Genomic DNA, 16,377 nt, shown 5'->3' with positions numbered 1-16,377 from the left:
GGGCGCGTAAGCAAGGATGGGGCCGTCGCGTTTTACCGCGTTCTTTGGGGGTATGGAGCTGAGATGCACGCCCCCCACGTGGGAGATCGTTAGAAAGGTGACTGGGCGGGGGCGGCGAAGAAACGGATTGGAGGGGACGTTGAGCTCATCCGTAATTTCGGAACATTGGTCGCCGAAAGTATCCCGATCATGATAGGCGGCGACCGGTACGAGCGGCTGAGGGCGGTCGAGGGCCCCGCACTCGAGCGCCTCACGGGGGGCTTGACGGAGGGCTTCCAGTTCGCCCGGGCCGACGACCCGTTCGTCGCGAACGGCAACGAGCTCTCGGCCGCGCTCGCGAATCGCTGTGCGACTTCGCGTTCTCGACCAGCACGCAGACGACAGGATCGCGAAGTTCGATCGGCACGGGCGATTCCGGCGCACCTCGCGAGCATCGCGAAGGTCACATGCCCTGCGCTCGTCGACGGCGATGCGAGCGCGCTCGCGTCGCTCGTCATGAACCTCGTGCAAAACTCTGCGGGTCCGATGGATGCCGAGAAGGGGGCGTTCACGATCGACGGCGGAACGTCCAAGCACGGAGTGCCATCACGTGCTTACGTACCCGTCACGGACACCGGCATCGGAATGAGCGAGACGACACGGATGCGCATGTTCGATCCTTTCTTCACCACCACGCCGGACGCGCACGGCGGCGGCATCGACGTCGCCTCCCAACGCGGCTCGGGCACCAAGGTCGCCGCGCAGGTGCCGCCCGCGTCCACCGATGCAGGGAAGGCGAAGGCGGAGCGAGGCAAAGGCCGCAACGTCCTCGTCGTCGACGACGAGCCTTCGCTACGCCGGTCCATTCGTATGGTGCTCACGGGGGCGGGATTCGAGACGCTCGAGGCCAAGCACGGTGCCGAGGCCGTCGCGCTCGTCTCCGACCAAGCCAACGTCATCGATGCGGTGCTCGTCGATCGCTCGATGCCAGGCATGAGCGGCGAGGACGCCGTTCGAGCCATGCGAACCATTCGCCCCTCAATTCCGGTCGTGCTGATGAGCGGGTTCGATCGCGGCAGTGACCTCGACAATGTCGCGACCATCGCCAAGCCGTTCGACCCCGAATCGCTCATCGCACTCGTTTTGCGCGTGATCGACGAAGCTCACCACGAAGAGCCGCGCTGATTCACGCCGATCGTCGTCGCAATTGACGACGTCGCAGAGCGCGACGAACCACGCGACGATCGCGAAGAGCCTTGCTCGATCGCGAGCGCGTTTGCTTGGCTCCGCGAGTGCGTTCGCTTCGTTCGCTCTGGGCGTGGTTGGCCCTGATCGTTTTCGTGCTCGTGCCGCGCGAAGCACGAGCAGACGGTGAGGTCTGGATCTGGACCGAGAACCGGATTCCGATCGTGCGAACGGACACGCCGGGCTTCCCTCGCCTCGATTGGCGGCTCATCACCGACTTCCGTTTCAATCAACGCGCAGGCGGCTTGCACCAGGCGTTCTTCCGCACGGGCCCGGCGTTCTACGCGACCGATTGGCTCTTCATGGCGGTCAACGGCGTGGTGTACGCCGATCGTCAGCCTGATGGGCGCTTCCTCCAGGAAGGACGTCTCGAGCTCGAACCGAACCTGTTCGGGCGTTTCGGCGACTTCACCTTCAACGATCGCAACCGCTTCGAGTCACGCTGGCGAGAAGGCAACAATCGTTGGCGCTACCGCAATCAGCTGCGCATCAACTACGCGCCGAAGGGTGCGAAGTGGATTCCTTTCGTCTGGGACGAGATCCTCGTCGACCTCTCGGGCACCGGCTTCCACCAGAATCGATTCGACGTCGGCATCGCGCGAATGCTCACCGAAACGATTCGCCTCGACGTCGCGTACATGCTTCGAAGCCGCGAAGACCAAGGGAAGTGGACGAACGACCACATCTTCAACCTCTACTTCTACTTCGACGTCCCGCCGAAGGCCGCGCCCCCGCCCCCCGCCCTGCCCATGCAGCAGCCTCCCCCCGCGCCCATGCTTCCGCCCGCGCCCGGGAACGAGTGACCCAAACGCGTTCGGTGCTCTAGGGGTACTGCGTCTTCATTGCAGTGACGACGGCAGCTCCGTCGGCCGTCGAGGGATCCGGGAACTTCGACGCGATCGCGTTGTTCGCATTCCAAGCCTGCGCCCGGTAGTGCTCGTTGAAGTCTGCGTTCCACGACGCCTCGTGGTTCGCGACGCAGTGAGCGAGCCAGTCTTCGGGCAACGTCTTCGTGGGCTGACCGTACTTGGCGAGGCAGGCCGTCTCGTCCTCGGTCTTGAGCACGTTCGCCGCGTAGGCGCACCACTGCTGGCGGCTCGTCGAGTTGACCCGGCAGTAGCAACCCGTGGTGCACGACTTCGTGACGCCGCGCTCGAAGTCGTACGTCTTGCCGTTTTCCCAGATCTGGCCCTGGAGCGGAAAGATGCGCGAGGACTGGTTGATCGTGTGCTTCGCGATGACGATCAGACCGGCTTCCCAATTCGGCCGATCGCGGTCGTGCAGCGCGTCGAGCGCGGGGATGCGTGTCGAGGCTTCGACGATCCAACGCGCCACGCGCTGCGGCTCGGGATTCGCGATCGTGACGACGAGCCCACCGTGGTACGTGCACCGCAGCGCAGCGAAGGGCCAGCCGGCGTACGTGGTCGGCTCGCACGACTCTTCGACGTAAGTCTTCGTGCCGAGCGCAGCGACGAGCGATTCCGGAACGTCGAGGGGAAGCGACGCGTCCACGTCCGCGTCGGGGACCGAGGCGTCGACCGGCGGCGGCGATGCGTCGGGCTGCGTGGTGGCCGACGACGACGGCTCGGTCGCAGGCGCAGGCGTGGGCGTGGGCTCTGGAGACGAGCTCTCGCTAGCCCCACACGCGGCCAGGACCATCAATGCTGCGCACGACCACCACTTCATGGGCTGGGCTCTATAGACGGTTTGTTTGTCGTAGCGCGTCTCCGGACAGTGTCATTTCCGAAGACGGTCGGTGACCCGAGGCTGCCGGAGTCACGTTCGTCAGGATCGCACGCGCGGCTCCTCGCACCTACAGCGCAACTCAGTTGCGCTGATTGAATAGTCAAACGGAGTTCGCGACAGACTTGCGCAAGGGACCGAGGATTTCGGGGCCCTCGCCCATCGTGGGCCCCGAAATCCTCGGTCCACGCAAGTGGTCGCCGCAGTAGCCGGCTGGCAGGGGGCCGTTTGGTCTTCACTTCGGGTGCCGGGAATCTCGACACGAGCGGTCTCGAAATCGCGACACCCCGCCTGACGAGGTCCCTGACCCCCGCGCGAAACGCCCAATTTCGAGCCGTTGACGTCGATGGATAGCGACGGCACGTGACCTGCAAAACCGCCATCCATCGACGCACGAGGGTGCGGCGGCAGCGAGGGAAGCCATGAAAGCGGTACGTGTTCATCAGTTCGGCGGAATCGATCGGATGGCCATCGAAGAGACGGCGCGCGAACAGCCCGGCGAGGGCGAGGTCCTCGTTCGCGTAGGCGCGGCAGGGGTCGGTCCGTGGGACGCGTGGGTTCGCGCCGGGCAAAGCGCGCTGCAGCAGAAGCTGCCTCTCACGCTCGGCTCGGACATCGCGGGCGTCGTCGAGAACGTTGGCCCCGGCGTGACGGGAATCGCAGTCGGTGACGCGGTCTACGGCGTGACGAATGCCGAGTTCACCGGCGGTTATTCCGAATACGCGGTCGCCAAGGCCTCGATGATTGCGAAGAAGCCCGCGAAGGCAACCGACGTCGACGCGGCGTCGATTCCCGTCGTTGCCACGACCGCCTGGGAAATGCTCTTCGACCACGCCAAGGTCACGAGCGGCCAGCGTGTTCTCGTCCATGGCGCGGCCGGCAACGTCGGCGCGTTCGCCCTCCAGCTCGCAAAGCGCGCCGGCGCGACCGTCATCGCCACGGCGTTCGCGAGCGACGTCGACTTCGTGCGGTCGCTCGGCGCCGACGAGATCATCGACGTGCAGTCGACGAACTTCGAAGATCGCGTGAAGGCCGTCGACGTGGTCATAGATACCGTGGGCGGCGAGACGCTCGCCCGCTCGTTCTCGGTCCTTGCACATGGCGGTGTGCTCGTGTCCTCGGCGGCCAAGCCCGACGAGAAAAGGGCCGCCGAGTGCGGCGTGAAGGGCATCTACTTCATCGTCGACGTGAACACGCGCGTGCTCCGCGAGCTCGCCAAGCTGGTCGACGAAGGGAAGCTCACCCTCAACGTGGGTGACGTTCTTCCTCTCGCCGAAGCGCGGCTCGCCCACGAAATGCTGGCGGGCAAGCCGCACAAGCGAGGGAAGATCGTTCTCACCGTGGGCTGACGACGAGACGCTCGACAAAGCGAAAACGCCCACCACTTCGAACGAAGGGCGGGCGTTTCGACCGAGAAGCGAAGGGCTTCTTACTGGTTCTTGCGCTGGAACGCGGGGATGTCCCAGTCCGTGTCGAACGCCGGGAAGTTGGCGGAGCGCGTCGGAGCGCGCCCGCTGACGGGAGCCACGCGGGTCTCCTGCGCGGCGGGCGCCATCACGCGGCGACTCGAGAAGGCCGGAACGGCTTCGCTGGAGCGGGCCGCAACGGGCTGCTGCGAGAACGACGGACGGTGCATCGACGCGGGGATCGTCGAGGGGTGGACCGACGGCTGGTGGTGCGAGGGAATCGTCTGCGGAGCCGCGGGAACGGACGCGCGGGCGGCCGCCTCGAGGCCCTGCATGCGCTCGAGCTGCTCGAAGCCCGTGGCGATGACAGTGACCTTGACGTTGTCGCCGAGCGTCTCGTCGATGCTCGCGCCGAAGATGATGTTCGCGTCCTCGTGCGCCTGCTCCTGGACGAGGCTCGCGGCCTCCTGGATTTCGCGCATCTTGAGGTCGGGGCCGCCGACGATGTTGATGAGAACGCCGGTCGCGCCGTCGACGGAGATGTCGTCGAGGAGCGGCGAGCTGACGGCCATCTCGGCCGCGAGACGCGCGCGGTTCTGGCCCTTGGCGATGCCGGTGCCCATGAGCGCGCGGCCCATGTTGCTCATGACCGTCTTCACGTCGGCGAAGTCGACGTTGACGATGCCGTTCTGGGTGATGAGGTCGCTGATGCCCTTGACGGCCTGGAAGAGGACTTCGTCCGCCTTGCGGAAGGCCTCGATGAAGGAGAGGTCTTCCTCGCCGAGCATGAGGAGCTTCTGGTTCGGGATCGTGATGAGCGTGTCGACGTGCTCGGTGAGCTGCGCGAGACCGAGCTCCGCGCGGCGCGAACGCTGGCGACCTTCGAAGAGGAAGGGCTTGGTGACGACGCCGACCGTGAGGGCGCCTTCTTCACGTGCGAGCTGCGCGATGACGGGGGCCGCGCCGGTGCCCGTGCCGCCGCCCATGCCGGCGGTGACGAAGACCATGTCGGCGCCGCCGATGAGCTCCTTGATGCGCGCGTGATCTTCGAGGGCCGCCTTGCGACCGCGCTCGGGATCCGCGCCGGCACCGAGGCCGCGCGTGACGGCGTTGCCGATGTTCAGCTTGGTGGGAGCCGCGTTGCTGTTCAGGGCCTGCGCATCGGTGTTGACGACGATGAACTCCACGCCTTCGAGGCCGAAGTTGATCATCGTGTTGACCGCGTTGCCACCGGAGCCGCCGCAGCCGATGACCTTGATGCGTGCCTGGTACTCCTGCGTCTCGTCCGCAAATTCGATGGAGAAACTCATGACGCCTGTGCCTCCCGGGGAAAGAAACTTCTGGGTCGCGCTCGTCGGCGCGACTGCATCCGCTGGCTCGAGGCGCCTCTTCCTCTCGCGAGCGGTGGGTGATGCGTTGGATTGTCTAAGTGGATTCGAAACTAAAACGGGGTCGGTCGAGACGGCTCAGAAGGCCGCCTTGAGCCACTCCCAGAACTTGGATTGCGACTTCGGAGAAACCAGTGCCGGCTCCTCTTCGACGACGCCCTTCTTCGCAGCGGCGGCCGTCATGCGCATCATCGACTGAGCCGGAGCGGCGGCTCGCGCGTGCGCGTCGGCGATCGCCTGCGCACCATACTTTACGAGGCCGACGCCCGCGGCGTACTGCGGTCCGTGGACGAGCTGCGTGATGCCACGCACGCCCGTCGGGAAGCCGATGCGAACCGGCATGCCCAGGACCTCTTCGGCGAGCTCGGTCGTTCCTTCGAGGAGCACCGCACCGCCCGTGAGGACCACGCCTGCCGAGAGTTGCTCGAGCATGCCGGTGTCCTCGATACGCTTGCGAACGACCGCGAAGATCTCTTCGACGCGCGGCTCGATGATGTCGCTGAGCACGCGACGCGGAGTGCGGCGCGGCTTCTGACCACCGACGCCGGGGACTTCGATTTCTTCGTCGTCGGCGACCATGCGCCCGAGCGCGCATCCGTAGAGACGCTTCAGGCGATCGGCCTCGGCCATCGGGGTGCGAAGCCCCGCGGCGATGTCGTTCGTGATGTTGTTGCCGCCGACGGGAATGACGCTCGCGTGCGCGATGCCGCCGTCGACGTAGAGAACGATGTCCGTGGTGCCGCCGCCGATGTCGACGACCGCCGCGCCAATCTCGCGCTCGTCGTCCGAGAGGATCGCTTCGGAGCTCGCGAGAGCCTCGAGGACCACGTCGGCGACGACGAGACCGCAGCGCTCGGCGCAACGGATGACGTTCTGCACGCAGCTCGTGGCGGCGGTGACGAGGTTGACCTTCGCGCCGAGGCGAACGCCGCTCATACCGATCGGGTCACGGATGCCGTCCTGGATGTCGACGATGTACTCGCGCGGCAGGACGTGGAGGATCTGGCGGTCGGCGTCGACCGGAATGGCGCGGGCGCCTTCGAGCACGCGCTCGACGTCGGCGCGGGTCACCTCACCGCCGTTGATCGCGGCGACGCCGTCCGACGACTGCGAGCGGATGTGGCTGCCCGCAACGCCCGCGTAGACGGTCCGAATCTCGACGCCAGCCATCGTCTGCGCCGCTTCGATCGCGTCCTTGATGGAGCGCACCGTCCAGTCGATATTGCTGACGATGCCCTTGCGCAGGCCGCGGCACGGAACGGAGCCGACCCCGAGGATCGTGATTCCGTCCTCGGCAATCTCGCCCACCACGGCACAAACTTTCGTCGTGCCAATGTCGAGGCCGACGACGATCTCCCCTTGCGAAGCCATCGTGCTCATCCCAATCGGCAATCGCATAGTCAGTTGGGGTGGGCCAAATAAGTGATCATTTGAGCTCGCCGCCCGAGCGGGCCCGGATCGTGAAACGCCTGAATTTCAAGGAGCTTCACGTGAAGCCGCGATTTGGCCTCCGCGCGCTGTTTTGCGCGCCCGCCGGCGCCCTGAACGGAGAAAACGCGCCGAACGCGATTTTTTCGCTGAAGGCGAAGGCCCCGGGAGGTCAGCCGAGCAGGTCCTCCCTCACCTTCGGGATAGGCCCCATCACCAACCCCGGTCGTTTTTTTGTGCAGTGCTCCACGAACCACGGGTCGCTTTTTTGTGCAGTGCTTCGCGAGTATTTTCGGCCGGTTAGATCATTTTGTCACCCGATGTAAGAAGCTGTGGGTGGCCCGTCGCCTTTTTCGCGCTACTCCACCGTCACCATGACGAAGCCGCTCCGCGCCTACGCCCTCGCGCTGCTCACCGTTCTTTCGGGCGCCTCGGCGGCCACCGCCCTCGTGGGTTGCGCCGCAACCGACGACGAGAATCCCGCCACGAGTGAAGATGCCGTCATTGATGCCCTCAAGACGGGCACGTACAAGCTCTCGGGCACGCACAGCTTCTCGATGTTCAAGCAGCTCGTTCTGAAGAGCGGCGGAACGTACGAAGTCCAGATGTACCGCGGGCCGGCGTTCCCCGACGACTCCATCAGCTACATCGACGGCACGTACACCGCGTCGCGCGGCAAGCTCACGCTCAACCTCCACTCGGGCAACGCCCTCTCGACCTGGACGTACAAGGTTCGCGGCTCGAAGGTCTCGTTCCACAGCGACGAGTACGCGAACGACTTCGACATGACCTACGCGAGCTCGAGCCAGGTCGCCGAAGTGGAAGAGATCGGCACCGATCCCGGAAAGCCGGCGAGCGTCGCGGGTGGTACCGCCATCACGTGCCAGTCCACGCGAGGCTACGGCGACATTCGCGCGAACATCGAGCTCAAGGCGCCGGGCACCGGCCAGATGTTCCTCACGAGCTCCTCGTCACTCAACGTGAGCGGCGTCTCCAAGGTGCGCCTCGGCCAGAACGACGGCGAGGAAAGCGACTCGGAGTGGATCCGCGTCTCCGGCGGTTCGTCGAGCGCCTACTACCGCGTGAACTTCCCGGCCGACTTCGTCCAGAACGGCGGACAGAACGTCACCATCTCGCTTGCCGTCAGTGACGACATCGACGCGATGGAAGAGCGATCGCACGAGCTCACCTGCAGCTCGACCGGCGCGCGCTGAAGAGCTCGCCGTTCTGCGTGCGCGAATCGCGCGCCTCGACTATCGAAAGGCATGGCCGATCGCTTTCGAGGCGCCGTCTTCGACCTTAACGGCACGCTCGTCGACGACATCCGATTCCACTTCGACGCCTGGCGTGATCTCGCGAAGAAGCTCGGCCACGACATGGATGAGGTGCTGTTCCAGTCGTTCAACGGACTGAAGAACGAGGACATCTTTCCAAGGCTCTTGGGGCGCTCGGTCAGCGCCGAGGAGATCGCCACGCTCGGCGAAGAGAAGGAAATCGCGTACCGCGCGATGTACCGACCGCACCTTGCGCCGGTCGCCGGTGCACTCGCACTCCTCGACCGTCTCCACGCAGGCGGCGTTCGGCTTGCCGTCGCGAGCTCGGCGCCGCCCGCCAATCGCGCGATGGTCCTCGAGGGCCTGGAGCTCCTCGAGCGCTTCGACGTCGTCGTCGCTGCCGAGCACCTCCCGGGGAAACCCGCGCCCCACGTGTTTCTCGAGGCGGCACGACGTCTCGAAATCGCGCCCGAGGAGTGCGTCGCTTTCGAAGACGCCGCCAACGGTGTGCGCAGCGCCGTGTCGGCGGGAATGTTCGTCGTCGGGATCACCACGAACAATCCAGCGCGCACGCTCCTCGATGCCGGAGCGCGCTACGCCGTCACTGACTTCACCGCGCTTCCGGAAGAGCTCGAGCGCCGCCTGCCGCGCTGAGATTCGTTGACGTAGAATCGCGCTCGCCCGATGCCTTCCGCTCTCACCCTCGAGCGCTTGCGACGTCACGCGGTCGGCCGCAGCCTCTTTGCGCCGACCTCGCTCGAAGCGGCCATCGACAAGCTAGGCTTCGTCCAAGCCGACCCCATCCGTGCGCCGGCGCGCGCGCAGGATCTCACGCTCCGACATCGCGTCGCCGGCTATCACGCCGGCGATCTCGAGCGGCTCTACCCGACGCTGTCGGTCGAAGAAGACTACTTCGTCAACTACGGCTTCATGCCTCGCCGATACCTCGGCCTCATGCTTCCGAGAACGCCGCGGCACCCTTGGGACCGCACCACGCGAGCGCGCGCCAAGAACGTGCTCGCGTTCGTGAAAGAGCGCGGTGAGGTGCACCCGCGCGAGGTCGATCAGCGCTTCGCGCACGGCAGCGTGACGAACTACTGGGGAGGGTCGTCGAACGCGACCACCCAGCTCCTCGAGCGCATGCACTACCGCGGGCTCTTGCGTGTCGTGAAGCGTGAAGGCGGCATTCGCGTCTATGCAGCGCGTGACGACGAAGAGCTTCGTGCAGACGAGGCGCGCGATCCGAAAGCCAAGGCGGAAGCCCTCGTTGCCATTGCGGTCGCGAAGTACGCGCCCATGCCCGACAAGAGTCTCCGCGCGCTCGTCTCGCGTCTTCGGTTCGGCGCGCCGCAGCTCGTCAAGGCGCTCAGCACGGCGCTGGCATCGGCACGACGCGAACTTCCTCGGGCGGTCGTCGATGGCGTGACGTGGTACTGGCCCGAGGGCGAAGATCCGAGCGAGGTCGTCGACGACGCCGATCGCGTTCGCTTGCTCGCTCCCTTCGATCCCGTCGTCTGGGATCGGCATCGCTTCGAGATCTTCTGGGGCTGGGCCTATCGCTTCGAGGCCTACACGCCCCAGGCGAAGCGCAAGCTCGGTTACTACGCGCTACCGATCCTCTGGCGGTCACACGTGATTGGCTGGACCAACGTCACCGCGAAGGAAACTGACCTCGAGGTGACGTCGGGCTACGTGGCCGGTCGCGCCCCGCGAGACAAGGCGTTCACGCGCGGGCTCGCGGAGGAACTCGAACGAATGCGGGATTTTCTCGCGAGTCCGCCCCGTCGCTGAGCGGGCGCGTCAGCGCATTCGGACGACGACGCGATCGGGCCGCGCCTCGTTGTCGAGCATGATCGCGTCGGGCTTGGCGCCTCGTCGATCGAGCTCCGCAACCACGCGCACCGCCTGTTCGAGCTTTCGGCGATACGGCGGTGCGCCCATGTGGAGCGACACGGTGCTCTTGCCGACCACGAGCGTCATCTCGCCGTTCGACTCGACGTGGACCTCTTGGAGAGGCGAACGCTGAGCGAGCGGGGCATGGTCGTAGTCCGACGCCAGATCGAGCGCACGGCGAATGGTGCGCGTAGCTCCCTCGCGATCGTCGACCAGCTGCTGGATGGGCACGCCGGTGACGACGTAGAAATCAGTCGGATCGCCGGCCTCGACGCGCTTGATCACGACGCCTTCGCGCGTGACCAGGTAGGTGTCGTTGCCGCTCACGATGAGGCCTGCCGCTTCGCGCTCGTTGACGTGCAGGAAGATCGTCCCCGGGAGCTGGCGCGACAACATCGCGTCGCTGATCCACGGGTCGGCGAGAAGGCGATCGCGGGCGGCGTCGAGGTCCGTCGAGAAGACGTTCTCGCCCTTCACGACGCCGGCCGTGGCCATGAGGTCGTCGGGCGTGCGGCGCTTGCCGCCGGTGGTCACGACCTCGGCGATGGCAAAGCGCGGGCTCGTCTTGACGTAGTGGCGCGCGGCCCAAGCCACGGTGCCACCGATGCCGACGACGAGGGCGAAACCGAGAACGCCCCACACGACGCGCATCGCCGACGAGGCGGACTTGGACGCGCGCGGAGGAACGCTGGGCTTCGGAGCCACCGGCGGCAGCACGGTCCCGTCGACGGCCTCGACTTCGCGAGGCTTGCGACGCGTGTTGCGCATGCTCGGCGGCGGCAGATTGGCGTTCATCGATTCGCCCCCTCGTTTTCGAGCGCCGCAACGAGCTCGCGAGCGCTCGCGTTGATGTCACCGGCGCCGAGCGCGATGACCAGGTCGTTCGGGCGCACCTCGTCGAGCAGCTCGCTCGTCACCTGCTTCTTGTCGGCGATGAAGCGAACGTTGTGATGGCCGTGCGCGCGGATCGCGTCGACGAGCGCCTGCCCGGTTGCTCCCTCGATGGGCTTTTCGCCGGCGGCATACACCTCGGTGACGATCACGAGGTCGGCCTTGTTGAACGCGCGGGTGAAGTCCTCGAAGAGCGATGCCGTACGCGTGTAGCGGTGCGGCTGGAACGCGACGACCACGCGCCGATCGAAGCCCTTCTGCGCAGCGTCGAGCGTGGCTTCGATCTCTGCCGGGTGGTGCCCGTAGTCGTCGATGACCATGACGTCGCCCTTCTTGCCCTCGCGAACGAGCGAAGGCTGGCCGACGACGGTGAAGCGGCGCTGCACGCCGTGGAAACGCGAGATCGCTTCGCGCACGGCGTCGAGCGGCACCTCGAGCTCGTCGGCCACGGCGATGACCGCGAGCGCGTTGAGCACGTTGTGGTGACCGGGCATGCGCACTGTGAACGCGCCGAGCGACTCTCCGCGACGGAACGCTTCGAAGTGCGTCTCGAGCCCGTTGAAGACGGGGTTCTTCGCGCGATAGTCCGCCTGGCGCGACACGCCGTAGGTCACGTGCCGGCGAGCGATGCGCGGAAGGATCGCCTGCACGTGCGGATGATCGATGCAGAGCACGGCGAGGCCGTAGAACGGGATCTTGTTGGCGAACTGCACGAACGCGTCTTTGACGTTCTCGTGCGTGCCGTAGTGATCGAGGTGTTCGGCGTCGATGTTCGTGATGACGCCGATCGTGGGCGTGAGCTTGAGGAACGAGCCGTCGCTCTCGTCGGCCTCGGCCACGAAGAGATCGCCTTCGCCGAGACGTGCGTTCGAGCCCAGCGCGTTGACCTTTCCGCCGACGACGACCGTGGGGTCGAGCCCGGCGTGCCGGAGCACGGTGGCAACGAGCGAGGTGGTCGTGGTCTTGCCGTGCGAGCCGGCCATGAGCACGCAGTATTTGACGCGCATCAGCTCGGCGAGCATCTCGGCGCGCGGAATGATCGGGATCTCGAGCTCGCGGGCGCGGGCGATCTCCGGGTTCTTCGGATCGATGGCGCTCGAATAGACGACGACGTCGGCGCCCTCGACGTTCTCGGCGCGGTGCCCCACGTCGACCCGAACGCCCATGGTCTCGAGCCGGCGCGTGATGTCGTTGGGCTTGAGGTCCGAACCGGAGACGTCGAACTCCATCGTGCGGAGGATCTCGGCGAGACCGCTCATGCCGATGCCACCGATGCCGATGAAGTGCGCGTGTTTGACGCGACCGCGGAACATCAGGAGACCTCCTTCGACGTCACGTGGTGGCCGCTCGGTCCGCCTGCTGCTCCGTTCGTCGGTTTCACGGGGTCTTTCTTGCGCTTTACGGCGATGCCCGCAAGGCCAAGGAGGTCACGGGCGATGTCTTCCGCGGCGTCGGGCCGGCCATGGGCACGCGACGCGTCCGCCATGCGTACGGCCGCGCTTTCGTCCTCGAGGAGCTTCGAGAGCTCGGTCGCGAGGCAGGCTTCGTCGGCCACTTCCTGTCGAATGCACACAGTGCCTCCGAGCGCCTCGAGCGCCAGGGCGTTCTTCGCCTGGTGATCGTCGGCTGCGTGCGGGAACGGCACCAAGATCGACGCGCGACCGATCGCGGAGATCTCCGCCACCGTCGAGGCACCCGAGCGCGCAACGACGACGTCCGCCGCGGCGATCTGTGCGGCTACGTCGTCGATGAACGAGAGGACCGAGGCGTTCTTCACGCCGGCCTTCTCGTACGCGGCGCGGGTCGCTTCCTCGCGATCCTTGCCGGTCTGGTGGGTCACGTGGAGCTCGAAGCCTTTGCCGAGGACGTGCGCGAGCGCTCGCGGAACGCGCTCGTTGAGTGCCTCGGCGCCCTGACTGCCGCCGAGGACGAGCACGCGACGAACCCCCGACTTCGGAAGATATGCGCGAGGCTCGAAGCCAGGCCTGAGCGGCACGCCGAACGTGCGCGTCTTCGGGCTCCGCACGGTCTCCGCCCACGCCACGTAGGCGCGCTTGGCAAACGGCACGAGGAGCTTATTGGCGAGGCCGAGCACGCTGTTCGGCTCGAGCACGGCGAGGGGCACGCGCTGGCGAACGCACGCGAGCGCACCGGGACCGGCCGCATATCCGCCCACGCTGAGCACCGCCGCAGGACGAAGCCGCCCCACGATGCCCGTCGCGTGACGCGTGGCCTTGGCGGCGACGAGCGCACCGCGAATCGCGCGCGAGGCTCCCCCGCCCTTCATCGGTTCGACCTCGAGCAGCTCGAGATCGTAGCCGTGCTGGGGGGTCACTCGCGATTCGATGCCTCGCGGCGAGCCGATGAAGACCACGTTCACGTCGGCGAGTTCGCGCAGAACGTGCGCGACGGCGAGGCCGGGAAACACGTGCCCACCGGTGCCGCCACCCGCGATGATGATCGTTCGCTCGGGCGTGGTCACGGATGCGCCTCGTCGGAGGTAAACGCCTCCGAAGTCAGTGCATCCTGCACGGGTTCGTCGACATAGGTGGGCGCGGGCGTGGGCGTCATCGCTTCGATGGCGTCGGCCTGTTCGCCCTGACGTGAGACGCTGAGCAAGATCCCGGCGGCCACGGCGTTCACGATTAGCGACGAGCCGCCGAAGCTGAGGAACGGAAGCGTGAGGCCCTTCGTGGGCAGAATCGCGAGCGCGACGGACAGGTTCACGAGCGCCTGCGCGCCGAACATCGTCGAGATGCCGAACGCGAGGTACGCGCCGTAGTCGTCCGGTGCGCGGAACGCGGCTCGAACACCGCGCGCGACGAGCGCGAGATACACGAGACAGAGGACGAGGATGCCGATGAAGCCGAGCTCTTCGCCGATGATCGCGGCGATGAAGTCGTTGTGGGCTTCGGGCAGGTAGAGCGTCTGCAGGCCTTTGCCGATGCCCGTGCCCCAGGTTCCGCCGGAGCCGAACGACATCACGGACTGGAACGGCTGGTAGGCGAGGTCGGCGCGGTGCTGGTCCATGTTCAGCCACGCGAGGTATCGCTCGTAGCGATACTGCTTCGACATGATCGACACGGCGCCGAATACGCCGCCGAGGATCGACGCGCCGAGGATGTAGCCGACCTTCGCGCCCGCCACGAAGAGCATGGTGAAGGTCAAAAGCAGAAGAACGACCGAGCTACCGAAGTCCGGCTGCTTCATGCAGAGGAACATGAAGATACCGGCCACGATCAGATGCGGGAGGAAGCCGACCGTGAAGGTCTTCACGCGATCGGCCTTCTTCGCGAGCGAATAGGCGAGCCACATGACGACCGCGAGCTTCGCCATCTCGGCGGGCTGAACGTGCACCGGACCGACCGCGAGCCAGCGCGTGGCACCACCGCCTGCGTGACCGAAGCCGACGACGCAGAGAATCAGGAGCGAGCCGACGCCGCCGAGCACCGGGTACGTGAGCTTGTAGAGCCGGTGGTAGTCCACCATGCCCACGAGGAAGATGAGCGCGAGGCCCACCACCGCGTAGGCGGCCTGACGCTTCAGGAAGAACTGCGGGTCGTGGTAGTGCAGCGTCGCCTGCACCGCCGAGGCGCTGTAGACCATCACCACGCCGAAGCCGATGAGGGCCACGACGATGGCGGCCATCACCACGTCGACCGGGCGATGCGCGCGCTCTTGATTCGGCTTCGCATCGAGCGGAAGCGCGAGCTGCATCGGCAGCGCGACGGGGACTCGCCGAACGTTGCGGGCTTCCATCACGCCACCCCGCGGCTGGAGAGGTTCTTCACGGCATCCACGAACGCGTCGCCCCGGTGCTTGTAGTCCCGGAACATGTCGAAGCTCGAGCAGGCCGGCGAAAGCAAAACGGCGTCGCCTTCACGTGCAAGCTCCGAGGAGAGAACGACGGCGTCGTCCATCGAGCTGGCGCGACGAACGGGAACCGCGTCGCCAATGGCGCTCGCAATCACGTCGGCCGCTTCGCCGATGACGACGGCCGCGCGGCCCTTGTCGCGAAGCGCGGAGACGAGCGGCCCGTAGCTTCCGCCCTTGTCACGACCGCCCGCGATGAGAACGACCTTCGGCTCGACCACGCCCCGCACCGCGGTGACCGACGCGCCGACGTTCGTGCCCTTCGAGTCGTCGTAGTAGCGAACGCCCTTCACCTCGGCGACGAGCGCCATGCGGTGGGCGAGTCCTTCGAAGCTGGCGAGCACGCTGCGGATCGTGTCGGGCGTGAGGCCGAACGGACGAACGGCGCCGATGGCGGCCGCGACGTTGAGCGCGTTGTGGCCGCCCTGGAGGCGCATTTTGCTGCGCTCGTAAGCAACGCCCGAGGCGCGGTCGATCACGGCCTCGTCGGTCACGTCGAGGTCGCCGCCCGGGCCGAACTGGACGATCGTGCCGCGACCGCGTTTTGCCTGCGCAATACACACGTCGTCACGCACGGGGACGACGGCCACGTCGGTCGAGCGCTGAAGCACGAACGCGTTGCCCTTGGCGGCGGCGTAGGCCTCCATGCTGGGGTAGCGATCGAGGTGGTCGGGTGTGACGTTGAGGAGAATGGAGACCTGCGGATGGAACGCATCGACGCGCTCCATCTGGAAGCTCGACACCTCGAGCACCACGACGTCCCACGCCTCGTCGGCATGGGAAGCAAGCGGCTCACCGAGGTTGCCCCCGAGGAACGTCTTCAGGCCATGGGCTTCGAGGAGCGCACCGACCAGCGAAGTCGTCGTGCTCTTGCCGTTCGTGCCGCCGACGGCCACGACGCGCGGAAGCGCACGACCGGCAGCTGCCGCCGAAGCATTGACCGCGCGAACCGCGAGCTCGACCTCGCCCCAGATCGGAACCTTCGCCATCTCTGCGGCCACGAGCTCGGGAAAGCTCGGAACGCCGGGAGAGACGACGACGAGATCGGCCGTCTCGAGGCCTGCCTCGGCGTGACCACCGAGCACGAGGCGCACGCCCTCTTTTTCGAGCGCGCGAACGTCGTCCGAGACGGTCTTCTTGCTGTCGGTGCCGACGACGTGTGCCCCGCGCGACGCGAGCAGACGGCAAGCGGCCACGCCGGAGAGCCCGAGGCCCACCACGACGACGCGCTTGTCTTTCAGGTCGAAGGTCTCCACC

At 66.5% G+C, this 16,377-nt stretch carries 14 protein-coding genes; 6 read left to right on the top strand and 8 right to left on the bottom strand.

Annotation, left to right across the window (positions count from 1 at the left end; genetic code table 11):
• The first annotated feature begins 189 nt into the window (after positions 1–189).
• Positions 190–1,164: a response regulator gene (locus tag AKJ09_RS21505; RefSeq protein WP_146649082.1), complete on the top strand. Its 975-nt coding sequence runs from the start codon at positions 190–192 to the stop codon at positions 1,162–1,164.
• Positions 1,165–1,271: 107 nt separating this feature from the next.
• Complete coding sequence (locus AKJ09_RS53165; RefSeq protein ID WP_169927724.1) at positions 1,272–2,027, top strand: DUF2490 domain-containing protein; 756 nt, start codon at positions 1,272–1,274, stop codon at positions 2,025–2,027.
• A 19-nt stretch (positions 2,028–2,046) separates the two neighbouring features.
• Here AKJ09_RS53165 and AKJ09_RS21495 read toward each other — a convergent pair whose 3' ends face one another.
• The gene (locus AKJ09_RS21495; protein WP_146649081.1) at positions 2,047–2,910 is read right to left on the bottom strand and encodes a hypothetical protein; all 864 of its coding nucleotides are present in this window, start codon (positions 2,908–2,910) and stop codon (positions 2,047–2,049) included.
• 479 nt (positions 2,911–3,389) lie between these two features.
• On the opposite strand from AKJ09_RS21495, the gene AKJ09_RS21490 reads away from it, so the two are divergent.
• Positions 3,390–4,316: an NADP-dependent oxidoreductase gene (locus AKJ09_RS21490; protein ID WP_146649080.1), complete on the top strand. Its 927-nt coding sequence runs from the start codon at positions 3,390–3,392 to the stop codon at positions 4,314–4,316.
• Positions 4,317–4,396: 80 nt separating this feature from the next.
• Here AKJ09_RS21490 and ftsZ read toward each other — a convergent pair whose 3' ends face one another.
• Positions 4,397–5,683, bottom strand: a complete 1,287-nt coding sequence (ftsZ, locus tag AKJ09_RS21485) for a cell division protein FtsZ (RefSeq protein ID WP_146649079.1) — start codon at positions 5,681–5,683, stop codon at positions 4,397–4,399.
• 156 nt (positions 5,684–5,839) lie between these two features.
• A complete protein-coding gene (gene ftsA / locus AKJ09_RS21480; protein WP_240488547.1) occupies positions 5,840–7,132 on the bottom strand; it encodes a cell division protein FtsA in 1,293 nt (430 codons plus the stop codon).
• 431 nt (positions 7,133–7,563) lie between these two features.
• Here ftsA and AKJ09_RS21475 point away from each other — a divergent pair, with 431 nt between their 5' ends.
• Genes AKJ09_RS21475 through AKJ09_RS21465 form a run of 3 tightly spaced genes read left to right on the top strand, consistent with a single transcriptional unit; the run spans position 7,564 to position 10,254 of the window.
• Complete coding sequence (locus tag AKJ09_RS21475) at positions 7,564–8,403, top strand: hypothetical protein (protein ID WP_146649077.1); 840 nt, start codon at positions 7,564–7,566, stop codon at positions 8,401–8,403.
• 51 nt (positions 8,404–8,454) lie between these two features.
• Entirely contained in the window at positions 8,455–9,117 is a 663-nt protein-coding gene (locus AKJ09_RS21470) for an HAD family hydrolase (RefSeq protein ID WP_146649076.1), read from the top strand.
• A gap of 30 nt (positions 9,118–9,147) precedes the next feature.
• Entirely contained in the window at positions 9,148–10,254 is a 1,107-nt protein-coding gene (locus tag AKJ09_RS21465) for a DNA glycosylase AlkZ-like family protein (protein WP_146649075.1), read from the top strand.
• Positions 10,255–10,263: 9 nt separating this feature from the next.
• Here AKJ09_RS21465 and AKJ09_RS21460 read toward each other — a convergent pair whose 3' ends face one another.
• Genes AKJ09_RS21460 through murD form a run of 5 tightly spaced genes read right to left on the bottom strand, consistent with a single transcriptional unit; the run spans position 10,264 to position 16,376 of the window.
• Entirely contained in the window at positions 10,264–11,151 is an 888-nt protein-coding gene (locus AKJ09_RS21460; protein WP_146649074.1) for a cell division protein FtsQ/DivIB, read from the bottom strand.
• Positions 11,148–12,560 (bottom strand): UDP-N-acetylmuramate--L-alanine ligase, encoded by a 1,413-nt coding sequence (gene murC, locus AKJ09_RS21455; RefSeq protein WP_146649073.1) that lies wholly within the window; start codon positions 12,558–12,560, stop codon positions 11,148–11,150. The genes AKJ09_RS21460 and murC overlap by 4 nt, the downstream gene beginning before the upstream one ends.
• Positions 12,560–13,729 carry an undecaprenyldiphospho-muramoylpentapeptide beta-N-acetylglucosaminyltransferase gene (gene murG, locus AKJ09_RS21450; protein ID WP_146649072.1) on the bottom strand — a complete coding sequence of 390 codons (1,170 nt, stop codon included), beginning with the start codon at positions 13,727–13,729 and terminating at the stop codon, positions 12,560–12,562. Before murG ends, murC begins: the two co-directional genes overlap by 1 nt.
• Positions 13,726–15,006, bottom strand: a complete 1,281-nt coding sequence (ftsW, locus tag AKJ09_RS21445; RefSeq protein WP_146649071.1) for a putative lipid II flippase FtsW — start codon at positions 15,004–15,006, stop codon at positions 13,726–13,728. Before ftsW ends, murG begins: the two co-directional genes overlap by 4 nt.
• Positions 15,006–16,376, bottom strand: coding sequence for a UDP-N-acetylmuramoyl-L-alanine--D-glutamate ligase (murD, locus tag AKJ09_RS21440; protein ID WP_146649070.1), 1,371 nt, complete (start codon positions 16,374–16,376; stop codon positions 15,006–15,008). Before murD ends, ftsW begins: the two co-directional genes overlap by 1 nt.
• Between the last annotated feature and the right edge of the window lies 1 nt (position 16,377).

This window comes from Labilithrix luteola, assembly GCF_001263205.1.
Taxonomy (GTDB): domain Bacteria; phylum Myxococcota_A; class Polyangia; order Polyangiales; family Polyangiaceae; genus Labilithrix; species Labilithrix luteola.
This window is presented reverse-complemented; position numbering and strand designations above follow the sequence as displayed.